The 18902-nt window shown below is 28.3% G+C and carries 13 protein-coding genes; 5 read left to right on the top strand and 8 right to left on the bottom strand.

What is annotated here, in order from left to right; translation table 11 throughout:
- Window positions 1–8: 8 nt before the first annotated feature.
- The 3 genes from Q0K19_RS00955 to fliD all read right to left on the bottom strand — a co-directional run bounded on the left by Q0K19_RS00955 (window position 9) and on the right by fliD (window position 6361).
- Window positions 9–3104: a DEAD/DEAH box helicase gene (locus Q0K19_RS00955; RefSeq protein ID WP_297244779.1), complete on the bottom strand. Its 3096-nt coding sequence runs from the start codon at window positions 3102–3104 to the stop codon at window positions 9–11.
- Between the two features lie 199 nt (window positions 3105–3303).
- The gene (locus tag Q0K19_RS00950; protein ID WP_297244778.1) at window positions 3304–4071 is read right to left on the bottom strand and encodes a patatin-like phospholipase family protein; all 768 of its coding nucleotides are present in this window, start codon (window positions 4069–4071) and stop codon (window positions 3304–3306) included.
- Window positions 4072–4156: 85 nt separating this feature from the next.
- On the bottom strand, window positions 4157–6361 hold the full coding sequence (gene fliD / locus Q0K19_RS00945; RefSeq protein ID WP_297244777.1) for a flagellar filament capping protein FliD: 2205 nt from the start codon (window positions 6359–6361) through the stop codon (window positions 4157–4159).
- Window positions 6362–6561: 200 nt separating this feature from the next.
- Between fliD and Q0K19_RS00940 the strand changes: the two genes are divergently transcribed.
- Complete coding sequence (locus Q0K19_RS00940) at window positions 6562–6765, top strand: TM2 domain-containing protein (protein WP_014487522.1); 204 nt, start codon at window positions 6562–6564, stop codon at window positions 6763–6765.
- 91 nt (window positions 6766–6856) lie between these two features.
- Here Q0K19_RS00940 and Q0K19_RS00935 read toward each other — a convergent pair whose 3' ends face one another.
- The 3 genes from Q0K19_RS00935 to Q0K19_RS00925 all read right to left on the bottom strand — a co-directional run bounded on the left by Q0K19_RS00935 (window position 6857) and on the right by Q0K19_RS00925 (window position 10761).
- Window positions 6857–8131, bottom strand: a complete 1275-nt coding sequence (locus tag Q0K19_RS00935; RefSeq protein ID WP_297244776.1) for a tetratricopeptide repeat protein — start codon at window positions 8129–8131, stop codon at window positions 6857–6859.
- Window positions 8132–8463: 332 nt separating this feature from the next.
- Complete coding sequence (locus Q0K19_RS00930) at window positions 8464–9327, bottom strand: hypothetical protein (protein WP_335814062.1); 864 nt, start codon at window positions 9325–9327, stop codon at window positions 8464–8466.
- Window positions 9328–9342: 15 nt separating this feature from the next.
- Window positions 9343–10761: a fibronectin type III domain-containing protein gene (locus Q0K19_RS00925; protein WP_335814061.1), complete on the bottom strand. Its 1419-nt coding sequence runs from the start codon at window positions 10759–10761 to the stop codon at window positions 9343–9345.
- A gap of 192 nt (window positions 10762–10953) precedes the next feature.
- On the opposite strand from Q0K19_RS00925, the gene Q0K19_RS00920 reads away from it, so the two are divergent.
- Window positions 10954–11595: an ankyrin repeat domain-containing protein gene (locus Q0K19_RS00920; protein ID WP_297244773.1), complete on the top strand. Its 642-nt coding sequence runs from the start codon at window positions 10954–10956 to the stop codon at window positions 11593–11595.
- Window positions 11596–11666: 71 nt separating this feature from the next.
- On the opposite strand, the gene Q0K19_RS00915 is transcribed toward Q0K19_RS00920, so the two are convergent.
- Window positions 11667–13139 carry a 4Fe-4S dicluster domain-containing protein gene (locus tag Q0K19_RS00915; RefSeq protein WP_297244772.1) on the bottom strand — a complete coding sequence of 491 codons (1473 nt, stop codon included), beginning with the start codon at window positions 13137–13139 and terminating at the stop codon, window positions 11667–11669.
- A 401-nt stretch (window positions 13140–13540) separates the two neighbouring features.
- Complete coding sequence (locus Q0K19_RS00910; RefSeq protein WP_297244771.1) at window positions 13541–14287, bottom strand: 1-acyl-sn-glycerol-3-phosphate acyltransferase; 747 nt, start codon at window positions 14285–14287, stop codon at window positions 13541–13543.
- 115 nt (window positions 14288–14402) lie between these two features.
- On the opposite strand from Q0K19_RS00910, the gene Q0K19_RS00905 reads away from it, so the two are divergent.
- The 3 genes from Q0K19_RS00905 to Q0K19_RS00895 all read left to right on the top strand — a co-directional run bounded on the left by Q0K19_RS00905 (window position 14403) and on the right by Q0K19_RS00895 (window position 18736).
- Entirely contained in the window at window positions 14403–15272 is an 870-nt protein-coding gene (locus Q0K19_RS00905) for an NAD(+)/NADH kinase (protein WP_297244770.1), read from the top strand.
- Entirely contained in the window at window positions 15272–16981 is a 1710-nt protein-coding gene (recN, locus tag Q0K19_RS00900) for a DNA repair protein RecN (RefSeq protein ID WP_297244769.1), read from the top strand. The genes Q0K19_RS00905 and recN overlap by 1 nt, the downstream gene beginning before the upstream one ends.
- Window positions 16982–17185: 204 nt before the next feature.
- Window positions 17186–18736, top strand: coding sequence for an FGGY family carbohydrate kinase (locus tag Q0K19_RS00895; protein WP_297244768.1), 1551 nt, complete (start codon window positions 17186–17188; stop codon window positions 18734–18736).
- Window positions 18737–18902: the final 166 nt, after the last annotated feature.

Genomic DNA, 18902 nt, shown 5'->3' with positions numbered 1-18902 from the left:
AAAATAAATTAATTAATAAGATTCTTCACTTCGTCCCAGCTCAATTTATTAATATCGCCCATAGAATCGCCGACTACAGTATCAATCAATAAACGTTTTTTGTTTTGAAGTTCCAGTATCTTTTCTTCTATAGTTCCTCTTGCGATTAGCTTATAATTAGTTACAACGCGTTTCTGCCCTATTCTGTACGCTCTGTCAGTGGCCTGATCTTCAACGGCCGGATTCCACCATAAATCATAATGCATTACTGTGTCCGCCTGAGTAAGAGTAAGCCCTGTACCTGCTGCTTTAAGGCTAAGTAAGAATATAGGTGCTTCTCCTGCATTGAATCTATGAACTAAATCCATTCTGTCCTTTGTGGCTCCGTCCAAATAAAAATAATCTATTCCTAATTTCTTGAAAGCACTGCGCATAAGATTAAGCATTCTAGTAAATGAACTGAATACTAGTACGCTATGTCCTCCTGAAATAGCTTCTTTAATCATCTCTATAAACATATTAAACTTACCGCTTGTATGACTCTCACCACGTAAATCTTCATGCATTAGTCTTGGATGGCAGCAAACCTGTCTTAATCTTGTTAATGCTGAAAATATTTCTATATGTGATTGAGCAAAACCTTTACGTTTAACTGTCTCAAAAATCTCTATTCTAGCCGCTTCAAGTATGGACATATAAAGTTCTTTTTGATCTTTAGTTAAATCGCAGTAGCTTACAACTGTATGTTTTGGAGGCAAATCTGTAAGTACATCAGTTTTTAATCTTCTTAATATGAAAGGTGCTATTCTAGTTTTTAAATTATCCAATGCCTCGCTTGAACTATCCAAACCTGCAAGTATAGGAGCTTCATAATCTTCAACAAAGTCCTTATGCTTGCCCAAAAATCCCGGCATAAGAAAATCAAACATTGACCACATCTCGCTTATACTGTTTTCTATAGGCGTACCGCTTAAAGCAAGTCTTTTTAATGATTTTAAACTCTTTACCATTTTGGCATTCTGAGTATTGGCATTCTTTATATGCTGTGCCTCATCAAGTATAAGATAGTTAAACTCATTTTCACTTAATGCTTTTACATCGCGTCTTAATGTAGAATATGATATTACTGCAACATCATAATTGCTTACAGCCTTAATCTTCTTCATTCTAGTTTTTAAATTACCTGATAAAACTATAACTTCAAGAGAAGGAGCAAATTTCTTAATCTCGCATTCCCAGTTAGCAACGCATGAAGTAGGAGCAACAACCAAAGAAGTGAGTTTATTTCCATTTTCTTTTTCTTTTAATATAGTAGCTATAGTCTGAAAACTTTTACCAAGTCCCATATCATCGGCAAGTATACCGTTTAATGACATATCAGCCAATTTTCTAAGCCATTTATAACCAACTAATTGATAGCTTCTAAACTCACCTACTATATCTTTAGGAGGAGTTTCATCATATTCAACACGCTTTATATTGGCTATAGTATCAACAGCATTATCATCTAAATCCAATTCTATTCCGCTATGTTTCTCAAGCATATCAGCAAAATAAGGGGCACTGAACATAGGAAGCAAATATCTGTTATCTTCTTTCTGTTCTATAGGATTTTCTTTGAACATCTTGGCTATATAATCGATTACTTCCAAATCTATAGGTACAAATGAACCATTCTGAAGTCTTATATATTCTTTATTTTCAACCTTTACGGCTCTTACTATTTCTGATAAATCATGAAGTTCTTTAACCCCTTCAAAAGAAAAATTAATCTCAAAGAAGTTAATACCTTTGGTTAAAGAAACTCTCATTTTAAGAGGCTTAACATTCAATTTTAATGATTTGAAAGATTCACTATAATAACAAGTCCAACCCCTATCCTGAAGTGCAGGAAGTATTTTATAACATAAATAGAATATCTTCTCATCATCTGAAGTAGCAAATGTATAATCTCCTACCTTCTCCAAATATTTTGATAAAGTTCTGCAAAAATATTCCTCTTTTTCAGTATCTCTGTAAATCTCTGTAACCTCATTATCAAACATATTGCTGCTTGTAAACTTTCCGGAATAAGGATCAACAGTAAAGGAACCATATTTAAACTTTATAGTAGAAAATACATTAGTTCCATCATAATCCAAAAATACCAATGCCTGAGCAGGGAAAGCTAATATATCATTCTCTTTTATATCTTCAGGAAGTTCTATATTATCAAAATCTTTTTTAAGATTAGGAAGAACCCTTGAACAGAAATCTTTTATATAATCTTTTTTTACTACTATATTGTCTTTAAAAATATTCTTTTTTATTCTAGGGTATGAAGGATTAGTCTCATAAAAAATATCTTTATATAGTACAAAATCGCAGTTTTCTCCGAATGTATAAACTCTATTTAGATCAACATCTTTAATACTAAGATTAAGCACTAAATCCTTATTTTCATTATAATAGCTTTCTAGCTGTAGATTTAACACTTCATCGCTGAATGTAATTACTCTGCTTTCTAATCTTATATTAGGAACATCTTTTAAAAGCGATAAACATTGATATGCATTATAATCTTTGAACCATAATTTACCGTTTTCTTGTATCTGCTTGGCTTCTGCATATAAATTATTCAAAAATCTTATTAATTTAGCTTCCGCCTTGCTGAAATCTTCAAGCTCTATTACTCTTTCATCATCTTCTATATTCTGTTTCTCTCCAATAACACATGAAAATAAGAAACTTTCAAGCTCACCTACTCTATACTCTTTTTTGTTTTCTAAATCTATTAATTTTAAAGAAAGCCCTAAAGTTCTTTCATTGTTGTTGTCGCCTCTTAAAGATAACAATACTGATAAACTATAATACTCCCTATAAAGATTATCCCTATAATTATCCATTAAAGGAGATCTAGTATAATATAGCCATTCTTTTCTTGAAGGGTCTATTATTTCTGATGACTCTTCTTTATTACTTCTGTCTATTCTTTTATTATCGCTTTCTGTGATGATAACGCTGTTTGCTATAGTCTTAATAGATGCCTTTGCTAATTCATCATTCTCTTTAGCATTGGCATTTAAATTTAAAAAAGGATTATCATTTTCCTTAATTTTCTTTTTAGACTTACCCCTAGTATTCATTCCCATAACCTTACTATATTTATACACATTATTTTTGACGGCTTTTATAATAATAGAATTATTAAAAAAGTCAATATCATATATTGTATAAAAAAACATGATTTTTGATAATATGTAAAAAGAAATAGTTTTTTATATATTATGATAACTAGATTATGTTAACATTATATATATTTATAGTTGTTTTTTGTATCTTTTATTAGAATATATTCAAATCTTTGAAATAATTTTTAGCGTCATTATAGCCCTGTTCTATTCTTCTTTCAGCACCTTTAGGAGAAAAGTCCAATACCCCATAAAAGAAATTTCCTAGATCTTTGGAAGGATACATTTCATGAATATTAATATTATCTTTCTTTTTAACAGGCTTTTTATAATCCAAATGAATAACTATTATATCAGTGCAATCTTCATAAAGATAAAGAGGCTCTATAGGACAATCATCTGTATAATAGCCATCTAAATATAATTTATTATCTATCTTTTCTATCGGAAATACAACTATAAGTGCCGAAGTAGCTAAAAGCATTTTTTTTATTCTTTCATTAGAATTGCCGTTTAATTTGAAATATTTTGATTTTATAAAAAAAGGAGCATTATACTCCGTACAGGAAGCATATAAATTAAAATGATAATTTGACAAAAGATTAAGATCAATATATTTATCTATAATTTCAAGAAGTCCTTCTCTTGAAAATATACCAAATATGGAAGATTTATCAATTTTGAAATAGTCCTTAATCTTTTTAGACATTAAAATTTTTGTTTCTATTTCTTTTGTCCAAACTTTCTCAGCCATTTCATAATCATTCATAGCCATAAGGCAGGCATTCAAAGCACCTACAGAAGTTCCGGAAATGGCAGTAACTTTATCATATATACCAGATTCTTTTAAATATTTCCATACGCCTATATGATAAGCACCTCTTCCTCCGCCGCCTCCTAATACAAGTCCGATTCTTTTCATAATAAAAATATACTTAATTTAATTAAAAAAATGCTATTGCATATCAAATACACAATAGCATAATATTTAAGCAATAATTAATTGATTAATTACCGCCGTTATTCTGATTAAGTGAAGACTCAAGTCTTTTTCTTTCTCTTTCAGCCTGCTGCAATTCTGCCTGCATTTGATAATATGAAGCAAGTCTCTGCTGTCTGTATTCTTCTATACGATCTTTTTCATCGTCCATTCTTCTCTTATTATCATCTAAACGGCTTTTTGTCATAGCAATACTATTTTCAACAATACCTCTTGTCTGAGAATAAGGAGTTACAAAATCGCTCATAACATAAGCAACTCCTGTATCAGGTATATCATCGCCTGTAGTATCATTAGAGAATAACTCTTCTATACCGTCCATCTGAGTTTCTATTTTATTCATGAATTTCTCTTCATCAACCTGTAAGAAACCTTTTTTTACTTTAGCCCAATCCTCTCCGGCATTTCCTCTGTTTATTCCTATCTGATCAAGAAGTGCCAATTCCTCGCCGTACTCTGTTTCATAAGCATCGGCAACTATCATTCTAACTCTTTGAGATAAAGTGCTTACAAGCGTATTTCCGCTGAATACTCCTACATAATAAAGCTTCTTTCTAAGAGCATCATCTGACATATCCATATTGAACTCTACTCCCAAAGTAGTAGCCAAATCATTCAAGTCGGTTCTATTCATAGCTTCAAGTCCGTCTCTTATATCTCTGGCTAAAGGTCTTTGCATAGTATCATTGAGAAGGTCTATAACTTCATTATAAGCCCTTATGAAATTTGCTATAGCATTAACTACGCCCTCTTTATCCACTTCAATGGTAGTAGCAAATGCTTCAGGAGTAACTTTTTTGGCTGTGATATTAAGTCCATTGACTACATCATTAAATTCATTGCTTTCGCTTAATACATCAACTCCATCTATAGAAGCTCTAGCATCTGTTGCCTCTGAAATCAAATAATTAGGAGCATCTTCCTCCTTACCCATATCCTCTACTAATAAATCCTTATAAAATACATTATAACCAGCATTTTTATTTATAAGAATAACCTCTGTTATAACATCACCAGGTTCAAATTGTCCGCCTATAGGAATATTGAGCCTTTGCCATGATGCACTTATAGTAGGTAAAGCAAAGAATTTTTCTACTTCATCTCCTGCTTTATTGATATATTTTACACCTATAATCTCTGAATTAAATCCTGTATCATCTACTGGTTCAGGAGCTTCTGCTTCAACTCCTTCTTTTGCCTTCCTTTCAGCTTCTAAAGCATCTTTATATTTCTTTATATCTTCAAAAGTTCTTGAACTATCAGCAGGTGATAAACCTTCTCCGTATAATTCAACATCTTTATATATTACGCTGTCTATTTTATTAAAAGTTAATCCTGTATCTGGAATAGACAAATCTACTGTAGGAGGCATAATAGGAGCTTCTATTGCATCATCTAATGAATCTGAAGCTCTCGCTGTTATAGATAAAGTAATATTTTCATTAACCTCAGCCTCTCTATGCAATGGAAGTGATAATTTATTCTCCCCTTTAAGTACTATAAAGTCATTTTTTACCATATAATTAGTAGTTAAATTATCAGATTCATCTTCCCATTTACTCAAAAGCTGTTCATTAAATATATGTCCTAAATGTCTGTAAGGGCGTCTAGTAAACATATTAAGTTCTTTCAATATACCTGATTCATCGCTTACAACTTCAACTATATTTTTAGAACCTGTTTTTACTAAGTCCATAGTAAGTACTTGTAAATTTCTTGATTTTTGGGTTATTGTAGTTTTTATTTTCTTACCGAAAGCCTTATCTATAGCTTTTTGCAAATTTACCAAACTTCCGCCGGCAAAATCAATAGTGGTTTCTTCCTCTCCTATCTTAAGAACTATCTTTCCTGCAGGCAGAGTATCAGTCATATTGAAAGCCTTTGATGAAAATTTCTGGCTCGCTGCTATATCTTTAATGGCTATATTATAAGTGGTAGTATTAGCTAATCTATTGGCTGTAACAGTGAAGTAATCTGGTATACCTTCTCCTGTACCTATATAATTTCTAAAAGGAGAACGAAAGCCGTAAAGTTCTTTTGATGCTGCGGCAAGTGTATCCAATCTGGCTTTTAAATCTTCATAAGCAGATATTTGTCTTTGATAATCTCTAGCATTATCTGCCAAATTAGAAAGCGTGGTGCTTCTTTTATTTACCTCTGCTTCTACTGCATTTTTATATACTTCATCAAGAAAAGCTTCACTTGTTGCCATATAAACACCTCTCCTTACAATAATATATATTAATAAAAACTAAAATTGTAATATCTTTGTAAAATAAATCTATTTTTAAATTATCGGAACAATGAAAAAAATAATGAGAATAATATTTTTTATTGAGCAGTATTATTTTATATTGATTTTTTTACAAATATAGTATACTATGGTATAGTAAAAAAATCAAGGAGCAATTTATGGAAATTTCAGACAAGAGCTGGGTTGTTACATTAATTTTAGCAATATTTTTACCAGTACATAGATTCTATGTAGGAAAAATAGGAACAGGCATATTGTATCTTATTACATTCGGCGGATTTGGTATATGGTACATTATTGACATTGTAATGATCATACTGGACAAATTTACTGATAAGGAAGGAAGAAAACTAAAAAAATAAGTAAATTTGAGTAGATTAATGAAGGTTAGTATTTTTATAATACTAACCTTTTTTATTATAAATAATCAAAAAATTTTATTACTCATTTATATTAATTTGATAATTTTTTCAAAGCTTCTTCTTTATTCTGCTTTGCTTTTTCATAGTTTGTATCTATCTCTATAGCTTTATCATAATCTTTAATAGCTTCTTCATATAATCCCATACTATATTTTGCAAATCCTCTATTATTATATGCATCAGGCAATTTAGAATTTAACTCTATAACTCTATCATAATTTTTAATGGCCTCTTCATAATCTGATAAATTATAATATGAAAGCCCTCTATTATAATAGGCATTTATATGATTATTATCCAATTCTATTACCATATCATAATCTTTTACAGCCTCATTATGAAGCCCCATATTATTTTTGGCAATTGCTCTATTATAATATGCATCAATATATTGAGGCTCTATACTTATTGCTTTATTAAAATCTTCTACAGCATCTTCATATAATCCTAATGCACTTTTGGCATTTCCTCTATTATTATAGGCATAAAAATATTGAGGCGATAACTCTATAGCTTTATCAAAATCTTTAATAGCTTCTTTATAAAGCTCTAAATTATATTCAGCTGTTCCTCTATTATTATAGGCATCAGTATATTCATCATATATTTCTAATGCTTTATTGATATCTATTATAGCTTCATTATACAAGCCCAATCCTATTTTGCATGCTCCCCTATTATTATAAGCATAAGAACTATTGCCATTAGAAAGCTCTATAACTTTATTATAATAACTAATAGCTTCTTCATATAGTCCCATACTTCTTTTAGCGTCACCTATACCATTATAGGCATATACTTCTGTATCATCTAATTCCAGTACTTTTTTATAATCTTCTATAGCTTCAATATATTTTTTTGACATTAACTTTATGAATGCCCTATCTATATAAGCATCTATATTATTACTATCCAAAACAATAGCTTTATCAATATCTTTTATAGCCTCTTCATAATAACCCAAATTACCCTTAGCATATCCTCTATCATCATAAGCCTTTGAATGAGTAGGCACTAACTCTATAACTTTATCATAATCTTTTACAGCTGCTTCATAAAGTCCCAAATTAGATTCACAATTTGCTCTATTATAATAAAGTTCTGCATAATTTTCATCTATTTCTATACCTTTATTATAATAATTAATAGCTTCTTCAAATAAACCTAATGCTTGTTTAGAAATACCCAAATAATTATATATTTCAGAATTATTAGCATCTTCTTCTAAAGCCTTAAGAAATAATTCTGATGCTTTTTCAAACTGAGTTTCTCTAAATAATTGCAAACCTTCTTCAAAATATGACATATGCTTTCCTTTATTATAATAAAAATTGTTCGCTATAAGCCTCTGTCAAGTAAACTTGCCAGAGGCTCACAATTTTTATTTTAAAATTATTAATAAAAAATTCTTATCAAATCGAAATATAAAATAAAACAATATTTTGTCAAGTAATTTTATTTCATATATTTGTTATTTTAGAAAATTGAATTATTATAAACTCAAATAAAAAGTATTTGATAAAATAGATTAAATACTTTTTATATTATTTAAATCTAAAATTAGATTATCATTTCAGAAAAAATAAAATTATATCTAAGAGAAGCGATATCAAAACTATAACACTATTTTAACTTATTTTATAAAATAACTACCTGCTCTTCATAAACTTCTTTAGCTTTAGAATAGAATTCAGCAGCTTTTTCATAATTTCCATCTATAAATTCAATATTACCCAAATGGAAATAGTCACTAGATTCAGGATTTTCTTTTATTTTATTTGTATATTTTTCTTTGCTTTCTTTTAAATTAGGATAATTATCTTTTAAAGTTTTACTTCTAAGATTTTTGAGAGCTAAAACTTCAGGAGTGTCAGCCGGATACATAGCTAAAGCTTGCAAATACATATTTTCTGCTTTTTTATAATCTTTAATTTCATGCAGACAAACACCATAATAATGATAATCATTATGATCAGCCAATTTATTATCTACTAATATTTTATAAAAATTCATAGCTTCTTTATAAAGTTTATTTCTAAAGAAGTAATTAGCCATATAAACTAAAGCAACCCTATCCTTAGAATTAATTTTAAGTACATTCTTAGCAGTTTCTAGTCCTTTATCTTCTTCTTTAAGAAGAGTACATAAAGATAAAAATTCATAATAAGGATTAAGATTTGACGAAGTGTATAAAGTAATACCTTTTCTATAAAGTTCAAAAGCCTCTTCAAGTCTATATTCTTTTTTAGCAATAGCACCTAAAATAAAATATGCTTCTGCTGCCATCCAATATTCTAAAAAAGTATTTAAAAATATTTTAGCATGTTCATAATCGCCGTTTTCAAACAAAGAAACCGCAACTTGTAAATATGCTTTCATATCTTCAGAAGTACTTAATCGCATACTTCTTTTCAAGGCTTCTATAGCCTCTTCATTTACTCCTTTCTTTAATAATTCTTCGGCAAGATTACTTAATTTCATTGCTTTAGTATTAGTAGACACGTTCATACTCCTTTTTTATTGAATTGGTCTTACATAAACTTCTTCAGAAAAACCGCTTTCTATATTTCCGCCCTCTCCGCCTATAGCTGTAACGGTAAAGTAATAAACCCTTCCTTCTTCAAGTCCTTCTACTGTATATTCCTGTACATTTTCTATTACTATAGGTGTATATTGTGCTTCATTATATACTCCTGATTTAGTTCCATAATAAATTTTATACCCTGATATATTCTCATGAGAACCATTCCATTTTAACATAACAGAAGTTCCATTTATTGGGGTAACTGTTAAATTAGATGGCACTAAAGGCTTTTCAGGGTTATGATAATTTATAGAAACATTATTCAAAATCGGTGTAACATTTCTATCAACATTACTCTTTAACACAGCCCTAACCTGAATATATCTAGTCATTGTATTTGTCATCATATTTGTATGATTCTTTAAAGGTTCCCAAGCTATATTAACATCCCCAGGGGCAAAGTAATAATCTGAAGTTCTATAATATAAATCTATATAACTTCCATTTGTACCATTTCCAAGATAATTTATAGAGTCAATAAATGTATTCTGATTCTCAAAATCTATAACTTTACTTATTATTTCTCCATCTGCTGTATAAGGATATAGATTAAAAGTCTGCTTATAACGAGGTGTAAAATAAAAAGCATCTAATCCGCCTATAAAACCATTTCCTAAATATAAAGGATCTAATTTTATATTATCAAATTCTATAGTATAAGGAGAACCTGTTTCATCTCCTGTACTAGTTAAATATACTACCTGCTCTTCAAGTCCGTCTATATATTTTACTAATTTTCCTGTAGCAGCATTGAAACTTACACTATGATGTCTCCATTCATTCTCTTTTAAATATTCTCCTTGAGATAGCATAACATTCGTATATACACCATTATAAGAGAATAAATTATTAAACTGCCAAACTAATCTTCCATTAACAATATTAGCTTTTATACCTGAAGATTTTGTAACACCATTTTCATTGTATATAGCTGTTTTTGATAGTACTTGAGAATTCATTCTTATTTTATAAGGATTCAAATAAAATTCCAAAGTAAAACTTGTCATAGTATCATCAAAGTTATGTGTACCGTCTCCTGTATAATAGTCAAGTTTTATATAAGATTTAATATTATGAAAAAATACAGCATCTCCTCCATTGGCACCTTCTATACTTTTAATATCTTTACTATATATAAGTCCTTGTAAAATACTGGAATCAAGTGCCGTATCCCCTGTTAAATAGTTAAGTGCCGAGTCACTATCATATAATATATAACTATTAGTAAAATTATTTAATGTACTATAATAAATATTATTTGTATCAGAAAAAACATCATAAACAACAGCATTTAAGTTGGCTGTAAAATATAAAATAAAAGCTATTAAAAAACCTATATAATGCACTTTCAAGTCCCAATTACTATTATATTTCTTTAATAATTATTCGGATATTTTTTAAATATCATTATTAAAAATATAATAAAAACTCTATTTATAATGTACTTTTATATAGTTACAAAAACTATAATTAAACTATATTAATAAAACTAATCAAAAAAAGATTTGTTATATAATAAATAATAAAATATATTAGGAGCTATTATGAAATTATCATTTATATTTGTCTTTATTTTCTATATAAGCACTATTTTATTTGCAGATACTAGAAACGACTTTTTTTCTGCTGTACATAGCGGAGATATTAAATCGGTAAAAAAATATATAGAAATGGGTATAAACGTAAATTTACAAGATGAAAGAAAAAGAACTCCTTTAATGATAGCCGCATATAAAAATGATGTAAAAATGGTAAAACTTTTAGTTGATAATGATGCTAATGTTAATATACAAGATGAAAAATTAAATTCACCTTTTCTATATGCAGGTGCAAATGGAATGCTTGATATAGTAAAACTCACATATAAAAAGGCTGATACTAGAAATGTATTAAATATTTTTGGAGGAAATGCATTGATACCGGCATGTGAAAAAGGACATCTTGGTACAGTAAAATTCCTTCTTGAAAATACTGATATAGATGTAAATCATATTAATCATTTATCTTTCACCGCATTACTTGAAGTTACTATACTTGGAAATGATAATTTAAATTATGTAGAAATAGTTAAGCTTTTATTGGAGCATGGTGCTGACAAAACAATTAAAGATAAAAATGGACATGATGCTCTATACTATGCCAAAGCAAGAAATTTAAAAAATATAGAAAAATTATTAACAGAATAATTACAATTATATAAAAAGGTAAAAGCCTAAATATAAGACTTTTACCTTTACTTAAATAATTTATATATTTATTAGTCTTTCTTTACTTCAGCACCAGTAGAAGCATATCTTTGTAATTGAACAGCAGCAGCTTTAGGATTTTTCACTACGCAAGGACCTCCTACACAACCGCCGTTACAAGCCATAACCTCAACAAGATTAGGAGTATCATCTGTAACAGGAGTTTCTCCTGACTGAACTTTTCCATAACCTTTTAACTGCTTCATACCATCTTTATCAAGTCCGTTAATAACAGCTGCTTTCAATTTTTCAGGGTGTTTTAATCTTACTTTAACAGCCTCAGCAACACCTCCGCTTACAGCATATTTTCTTCCGGAAGCAGTAGGAACAGCTTCTATATCTAAATCAGGCTCTTTTGATACATCAGTACCTGTAGCTATAAATAAGGCATCAAGCTCTTCCATAGATAGGCCGTAATCTACTAAATCATCATCTAATCCTTCTCTTCTTTTTGCAAGACAAGGGCCTATAAATACATTAATAGCATCAGGATCATCTTCATGCATCATTTCAGCTGTATAGTGCATAGGTGTTCTTGTTTCAGATACACAAGGAATTAATTCAGGTACATGCTTTCTAACAGCTTTAACATAAGCAGGACAGCATGAAGTAGTCATCAATTTATCACCTCTCTCCATTCTCTCTTCAAATTCAGCAGCTTCTCTATCAGAGGTAACATCAGCACCCAAAGCAACTTCCCAAACTTTATTGAATCCTATTTTTAGTAAAGCACTCTTTAATTGTCCTGGCTTAGCATTAAATTGAGAAGCTATGGCAGGAGCATACATTACATTAACTTTTTCATCAGCCTTTAAATGCTTAAGTACATCTAAAAGCTGTCCTTTATCCATCATAGCTCCAAAAGGACACTCTCTCATACAATTACCGCAGAATATACATTTATGATAGTCTATTACTTCTTTTCCCTGATCATTTTTGTTAATTGCCCCTACAGGACAGGATTCTTCACAAGGTACAGGTATATAAATAATAGCATGATAAGGACAATTTTTTAAACATAATCCGCAGTTTATACATTTAGAACTATCTATATGTGCTCTTTTTTCATCTAATATTGTTATGGCATCTTTAGGACAATTCATCATACAAGGTCTAGCCAAACAAGCCTGACAAGCATTTGTTACCATAAAATTAGCCCTTACACATGCATTACAAGCTTCATCTAATACTGTAAGCATAGGCCAAGTTGGTTTATCTCTTTCTAATGCCAATTTAGCATATTCAGACAATGGTATTCCGCTATCCTCTTTACCTTCAACACTTATTCCAAGTCTTGCCATAATCCTATTTTTTATTATTTCTCTATCGTTGTGTATACAGCATCTTATAGATTTACTGTCTCTAGGTATTATCTCTATAGGTAATCTGTCAATATCTTCTATAAGTCTATCTTCAATAAACATTAATGCTATCTTTACCAAAATCTCTTTTTTTAACTGAGAAGCGTTATTATTAATATTCACTTTTATACTCCTAATTTTTTAAGTGATTTTTTTGTTTAATATAAACACATAATATGTATATATCGCTATATATTATAATACGAAGATTATTTTTTTCAAGTACAGTATAAAAATTAATGTACATTTTTTCATTATATATGTAATATATAAATTACTCTCTAATAACAAATATAGTAATTAATACATAATAATTAAAATAATTTGATTATTAATAAAATATTTCTTATATAATTGCATACATTTTAGAAAATAATAAAATATAAATATTGATGTATATATTGACATAAATGATAATTTGATATATATTACTTAATACAATAATACTATATAAAATATTGTTGTTTTTTTATTATAAATACATAAAACTCCTAAGCCGCTGTTATATTATTTTATAACACGGCTCACTTTTTAATTAATTTATCATTTAATTCATTATAATTTTTAGTCATAATATCGTACCAATAATCTAATTTAGCATTATCATCACCATTTATATCTTTGAAATAGAAAGGTTCTAAAAATCTAACTGTTATCTTTTTAAATGGTGAAATTTTAATAGTTCTGGCTTTCATAATATCTTTAGTACCATATATAACAACTGGCAAAACCGGTATATCTGAACATCTTTCTGCTATTTTTAATATTCCCCTTTTGGGCTTCTTTATTTCTCCCGTAGCACTTCTTGTTCCTTCAGGATAAATAACTATGCTTATATTATTTCTTAATCTATTTTCCATATCATCTATAGATTTTACAGCTCCTACAGTACCTCTTTTTACAAATATATAATTGGATAATGACATACCAAAACCAATTAAAGGCACTTTTCCATAAGTATCCTTTGAAACAAATGCAAATGATTTTTTAAACACGCTGAAACATGCAAATATATCGAATGCACTTTGATGATTAGGTGTAAGTAAATAGGTTTTATTAGGGTCATAATTTTCTTTTCCTTCTATATTAAAGGAAATAAATGCCATTTTCATAAGTCCCCTGCCCCAAAATTTAGCCATAGTATGAACATATTGTGAAGCTTTTCTTTTAGAAAATAATCTTATAAAAGGATAAACTGAAAATGCAACAATTATGCATAATAGTGTAAAAATGAAACTTAATAAAAAATAAATTAAACTAAATAATATCATAATATATAGTTTATTATAAAAATAAAAAATTATCAATATACAACTTGATATATTAATAACTGTTTGATATAATTAATAAACATTTTTTTATTTTTATTTAATGAATATTATAATTATGAATAGTAGGAAAAAACAAGAAATAGGAATCATAGTTAATGTTCTTAGAACTGATACTGATGGAATTTTAAAAAAAATAAATAATATAATAAAAAAATATAATATAGAAGCTATAATCATAGATTATGATATATCATCTCACAATAATATAAAAAAGGCCGCAAAAGAATTAAAAAATGTGTCAATGTTAATATCAATAGGCGGAGACGGAACATTGCTTTCCGCTTTGAAAATAGCTATAAAATACGATATATCAGTTCTTCCTATATATAATGGTACATTAGGGTTTATTTCCGAAATACCGCCTGAAGAAGCATATCTAATATTAGAAGAATATTTTGAAGATAAAAAAACATTATATGAAATAGAGCCTAGAACATTATTGTCTGTAAATGTCTATTCAAAAGAAAAGAATACATATAAAGAATATCTGGCTGTAAATGAATTAGTTTTAAGCAAATGTGATGGCAGAGCTATATATATAGATATTACAATATCAGGTAAATTAATATCTTCAATAGTTGGTGATGGTGTTGTAATAGCAACTCCAACAGGTTCAACAGCTTATGCTTTAAGTGCCGGAGGTCCTATACTTGCACCTACCATTGATGCAATATCTTTTGTACCTATAGCACCCCATTCATTGACTTTCAGACCGCTTGTTATTCCTAAATGCGATAATATAGAATTAAAATTGACAGAAAAATCATTAAAGGCTATGATAACAATAGACGGATATGATATATGCCAATTTAAAAACGATGATAAGATAATAGCAAAAATCAGCAATAAAAATTGTTATATATTTCAAAGTGCAAAAAGACTATTTTATGATATACTTAGGAATAAACTTAATTGGGGTAGATAATGCTTAAATATCTCGAAATTAGAAATTTTGTATTAATAGATAAATTAAAAATAAATTTCAGCAGCGGTTTTAATGTGCTTACAGGTGAAACTGGTGCCGGTAAAAGTATTATAATCAGTGCATTAGAACTCATTACAGGTGAAAAAGGCTCTACTAGAATGGTTGGAGCTAACGGAGACAGATTAATTGTTTCAGGAAATTTTTCTCTTCAGTCATCTGCAGATATCGTAAAAAATAAATTAAAAGAATGGAATATAGAAATTAATAATGATGAACTTAATATAAAAAGAGAAATCACAAAAGACGGAAAAAGCAAATCATTCATAAATAATGTAGGCGTTAAAGTAGCTGAATTAAAAGAACTTGGTGATTTAATTGTAGATATACATGGACAGCATGAACATCAATCTCTTTTCAATCCTGCAAATCATTTAAACTTTTATGATAGTTATTTAAATATTGATGACAAATTAGAAAATTATAAAAATCATTATAATAAACTTACAAAATTAATAAGACAATACAATGAAATATCACAAAATAAAAATAATATATTAAAAGAAAAATCTTTTTTAGAATACGCAATTGATGAAATAGAAAAAGCTAAATTAAAGCCTAATGAAGATGAAGATATAAAAAATGATATTACTATGATGTCAAATGCAGAAAGCATAGCCTCATCACTTTCTTCTATTAATAAAGATATATTCGGAAGCGAGTCCGGAGCATATACAAAATTAAACAGAAGTATTTCTGCATTGCAAAGCATATCTAAATATGACAGCAGACTTTCAGATATTGCATCACAAATAGAAGGTATAACATTAAATCTTGAAGACATAAAAACTGTTTTAACCGAAATAAGATCAAAAACAAAATTCGATCCTGAAGAGCTTCAATCTCTTAATGAAAGACTTTTCTTCATTAATAATTTAAAAAAGAAATACGGCTCTAATATAAAAGAAATAATATCCTATGCTAAAGAAGCCAAAGAAAAATTAGACTCCCTTAATTTCTCTGAAGAAGATATTGAAAACTTAAAAAAAGAAATAGAAGAATTGAGAGAAAAAACTTCTATACTTGCAAAAGAAATATCTGATATAAGACATAACAGAAAAGATGATTTTATTAAAGCAATAGAAAGTGAGATGAATGATTTAGGTATGTCATCTACTAAATTTGATGTTGAAATAACTTTAGATGAAGATGATGACGGCATACTTAATATAGACGGATCTAATTTAAAAGCTAATTCTACAGGCATTGATAATATAGAATTCATAATAGCACCAAATAAGCAAAGTATGTTCCAGCCTCTTAGAAAGATTGCATCAGGCGGTGAAATATCCAGAATAATGCTTTCATTAAAGAATGTTCTTTCTTTAGGAGATTACTGTGAAACATGCGTATTTGATGAAATAGATGTTGGAGTTGGCGGAAGAATAGCTGAAGTTATAGGCGAAAAAATAGCTGCATTATCAAAAAGAAAACAGGTGCTTAGCGTTACTCACTTGGCTCAAATTGCTATATATGCTAATAATCATTTTAAAGTTACAAAGAATGAAGGCGATGATATTGTTACATCAACTATTGAAGAGCTTGATGACAGTATGAGAGTTAATGAAATAGCAAGAATGATAACAGGAAAAGAAATCACAGAAGCAAGCATAAAACATGCCGAAGAAATGCTTGAACATGCTAAAAAATGATATTTGCTGTAAATAATAAAATATCAGTTCAAAATTATATAAAAAATCTTTTTAAACAATATATACTTTCTAATAAATAACAAAAATACATAAAGTAAATTTTTAAAAAATATTTTTAAAAAATAATTTTTCATATATATTTTTTATATCTTTAATATATAGTTTTTAACAAAATAATTTAACAAATATTTTAAGGATAATAAAATGTATACATTAGGAATAGATTTAAGCACACAAAGTATAACTTTAAGCATTATAAACTGTGAGAATTATAAAAATGAATTAAATATTTCTATAGCGTTCAATTCATTAGAAGAAATAAAATATTCAAAAATGAACAAAAATACATTGATTATAGATTCAAATATAAAAGGAAAAGCTGAACAGGATATAAATATTTTTTTAATTGCCCTAGACAAAGCTATGTTACAGCTTAAACAAAAATTCAATATAAAAGATATAAAAGCAATACAAATATCGGCACAGCAGCATAGTCATGTTTATCTTTCAGAAAAATATAAATCAAATATAGAAAAATTAAGAGACAAATCATCAATAAATAATAGTTTAGCTGAAATATTAAATGATTCATATTCTTATGATTATGCTCCTATATGGAGAACTTCATGCACTCAAAAAGAAGCTGAAGAATTGAGAAATGCTGTAGGCGGAAAAGATAATATGATCAAAATAACCGCTTCAAATTCTCCTCTTAGATTTACAGGTGCAATAATAAAATATTATTTTGATAATAATCAAGACTTATCAAAAAATACATACAAAATATTTTTATTAAATACATTTATAGCATCAATATTAACAGCAAAAGATAATATACCAGTAGATTTTGGAAATGCTTCCGGAATGAGTTTAATGGATTATACAAAAAGAGAATGGAATGATACTTTATTAAATACTATATTAAATGATTTAAAAGAAAAATTAGGAAATATAAATGATCCTTCAAGTTTTGCCGGATATATATGCGAATATTTTATAGAAAAATACGGATTTGACAGCGAATGCATAGTCGGTATAGGAAGCGGAGATAATCCTCAAACAAAAGTTTTATACAAAGGCGATATATTATCATTAGGAACTAGTTTTGTTTATATGATTAATATTGATGAAAACAGCAGAGATTATTCAGGCGTATCAAATGCTATGTATGACGGAATAGGAAATCCTTTCATGATATTCTGCAGAACTAATGGTGCTATGGTATGGGATGAAATCATGAAATTATACACCAGAAATTATAAAGAAATAACAGAATCTTTAGAAAAAAATATTGATAATATGCCTCTAGTTATATGGCAGAAAGAAAATGAATCTGTACCTATAAGCAGAGCATTCCCCATAAAAAGATATCATTCAGCTCCTTCATTTGATAATGATTATAAAGGTATAGTATTAAGTTCTTTGGGACTAGTAGCTTTATATTCTGAACAATTTATTTCCTCACATAAAACTGATCTAGCAGTTACTGGAGGCCCTACAAAAGATAGAGAAATATTAAAAATAATAGCAAATATTTGGAAATGCCCTATAAGAATACTTCCTTCAGGAGGTGCTTCTCTTGGGGCTGCTGTATCTGCAGTTTTATTACTAGGAAAAAAGATTTCATTAGATGATATAAGAAATTCTTTAATTAATAATATGGTAATAGAACCAGACGAGGCTCTTGCAAATAAATATCATGACTATATGATGCTTTTAAAAGAAAAATTTCATGAAATAAATAAAAATAAATAAAGCCCATTATAATACAACTTTAATTATTACAGTATATACTGAAAATTTTTAACTTTGTCAACCGATGCACTTTATATAAAATTATCTAGTTTTTTGCCGCACAAAAAAGTAGATAAAAATGCACTTGCTAGAACTTTATATTAAAAACATGCCTATTAAATATAGG

It is taken from the genome of uncultured Brachyspira sp. (genome assembly GCF_944393015.1).
Taxonomy (GTDB): domain Bacteria; phylum Spirochaetota; class Brachyspiria; order Brachyspirales; family Brachyspiraceae; genus Brachyspira.
This window is presented reverse-complemented; position numbering and strand designations above follow the sequence as displayed.

Excerpts from the sequence above, each read along its gene's own strand:
- Q0K19_RS00955 (WP_297244779.1), bottom strand. The coding sequence starts at position 3,104 with ATGAATACTAGGGGTAAGTCTAAAAAGAAAATTAAGGAAAATGATAAT.
- Q0K19_RS00950 (WP_297244778.1), bottom strand. The coding sequence starts at position 4,071 with ATGAAAAGAATCGGACTTGTATTAGGAGGCGGCGGAGGAAGAGGTGCT.
- fliD (WP_297244777.1), bottom strand. The coding sequence starts at position 6,361 with ATGGCAACAAGTGAAGCTTTTCTTGATGAAGTATATAAAAATGCAGTA.
- Q0K19_RS00940 (WP_014487522.1), top strand. The coding sequence starts at position 6,562 with ATGGAAATTTCAGACAAGAGCTGGGTTGTTACATTAATTTTAGCAATA.
- Q0K19_RS00935 (WP_297244776.1), bottom strand. The coding sequence starts at position 8,131 with ATGTCATATTTTGAAGAAGGTTTGCAATTATTTAGAGAAACTCAGTTT.
- Q0K19_RS00920 (WP_297244773.1), top strand. The coding sequence starts at position 10,954 with ATGAAATTATCATTTATATTTGTCTTTATTTTCTATATAAGCACTATT.
- Q0K19_RS00910 (WP_297244771.1), bottom strand. The coding sequence starts at position 14,287 with ATGATATTATTTAGTTTAATTTATTTTTTATTAAGTTTCATTTTTACA.
- Q0K19_RS00905 (WP_297244770.1), top strand. The coding sequence starts at position 14,403 with ATGAATAGTAGGAAAAAACAAGAAATAGGAATCATAGTTAATGTTCTT.
- recN (WP_297244769.1), top strand. The coding sequence starts at position 15,272 with ATGCTTAAATATCTCGAAATTAGAAATTTTGTATTAATAGATAAATTA.
- Q0K19_RS00895 (WP_297244768.1), top strand. The coding sequence starts at position 17,186 with ATGTATACATTAGGAATAGATTTAAGCACACAAAGTATAACTTTAAGC.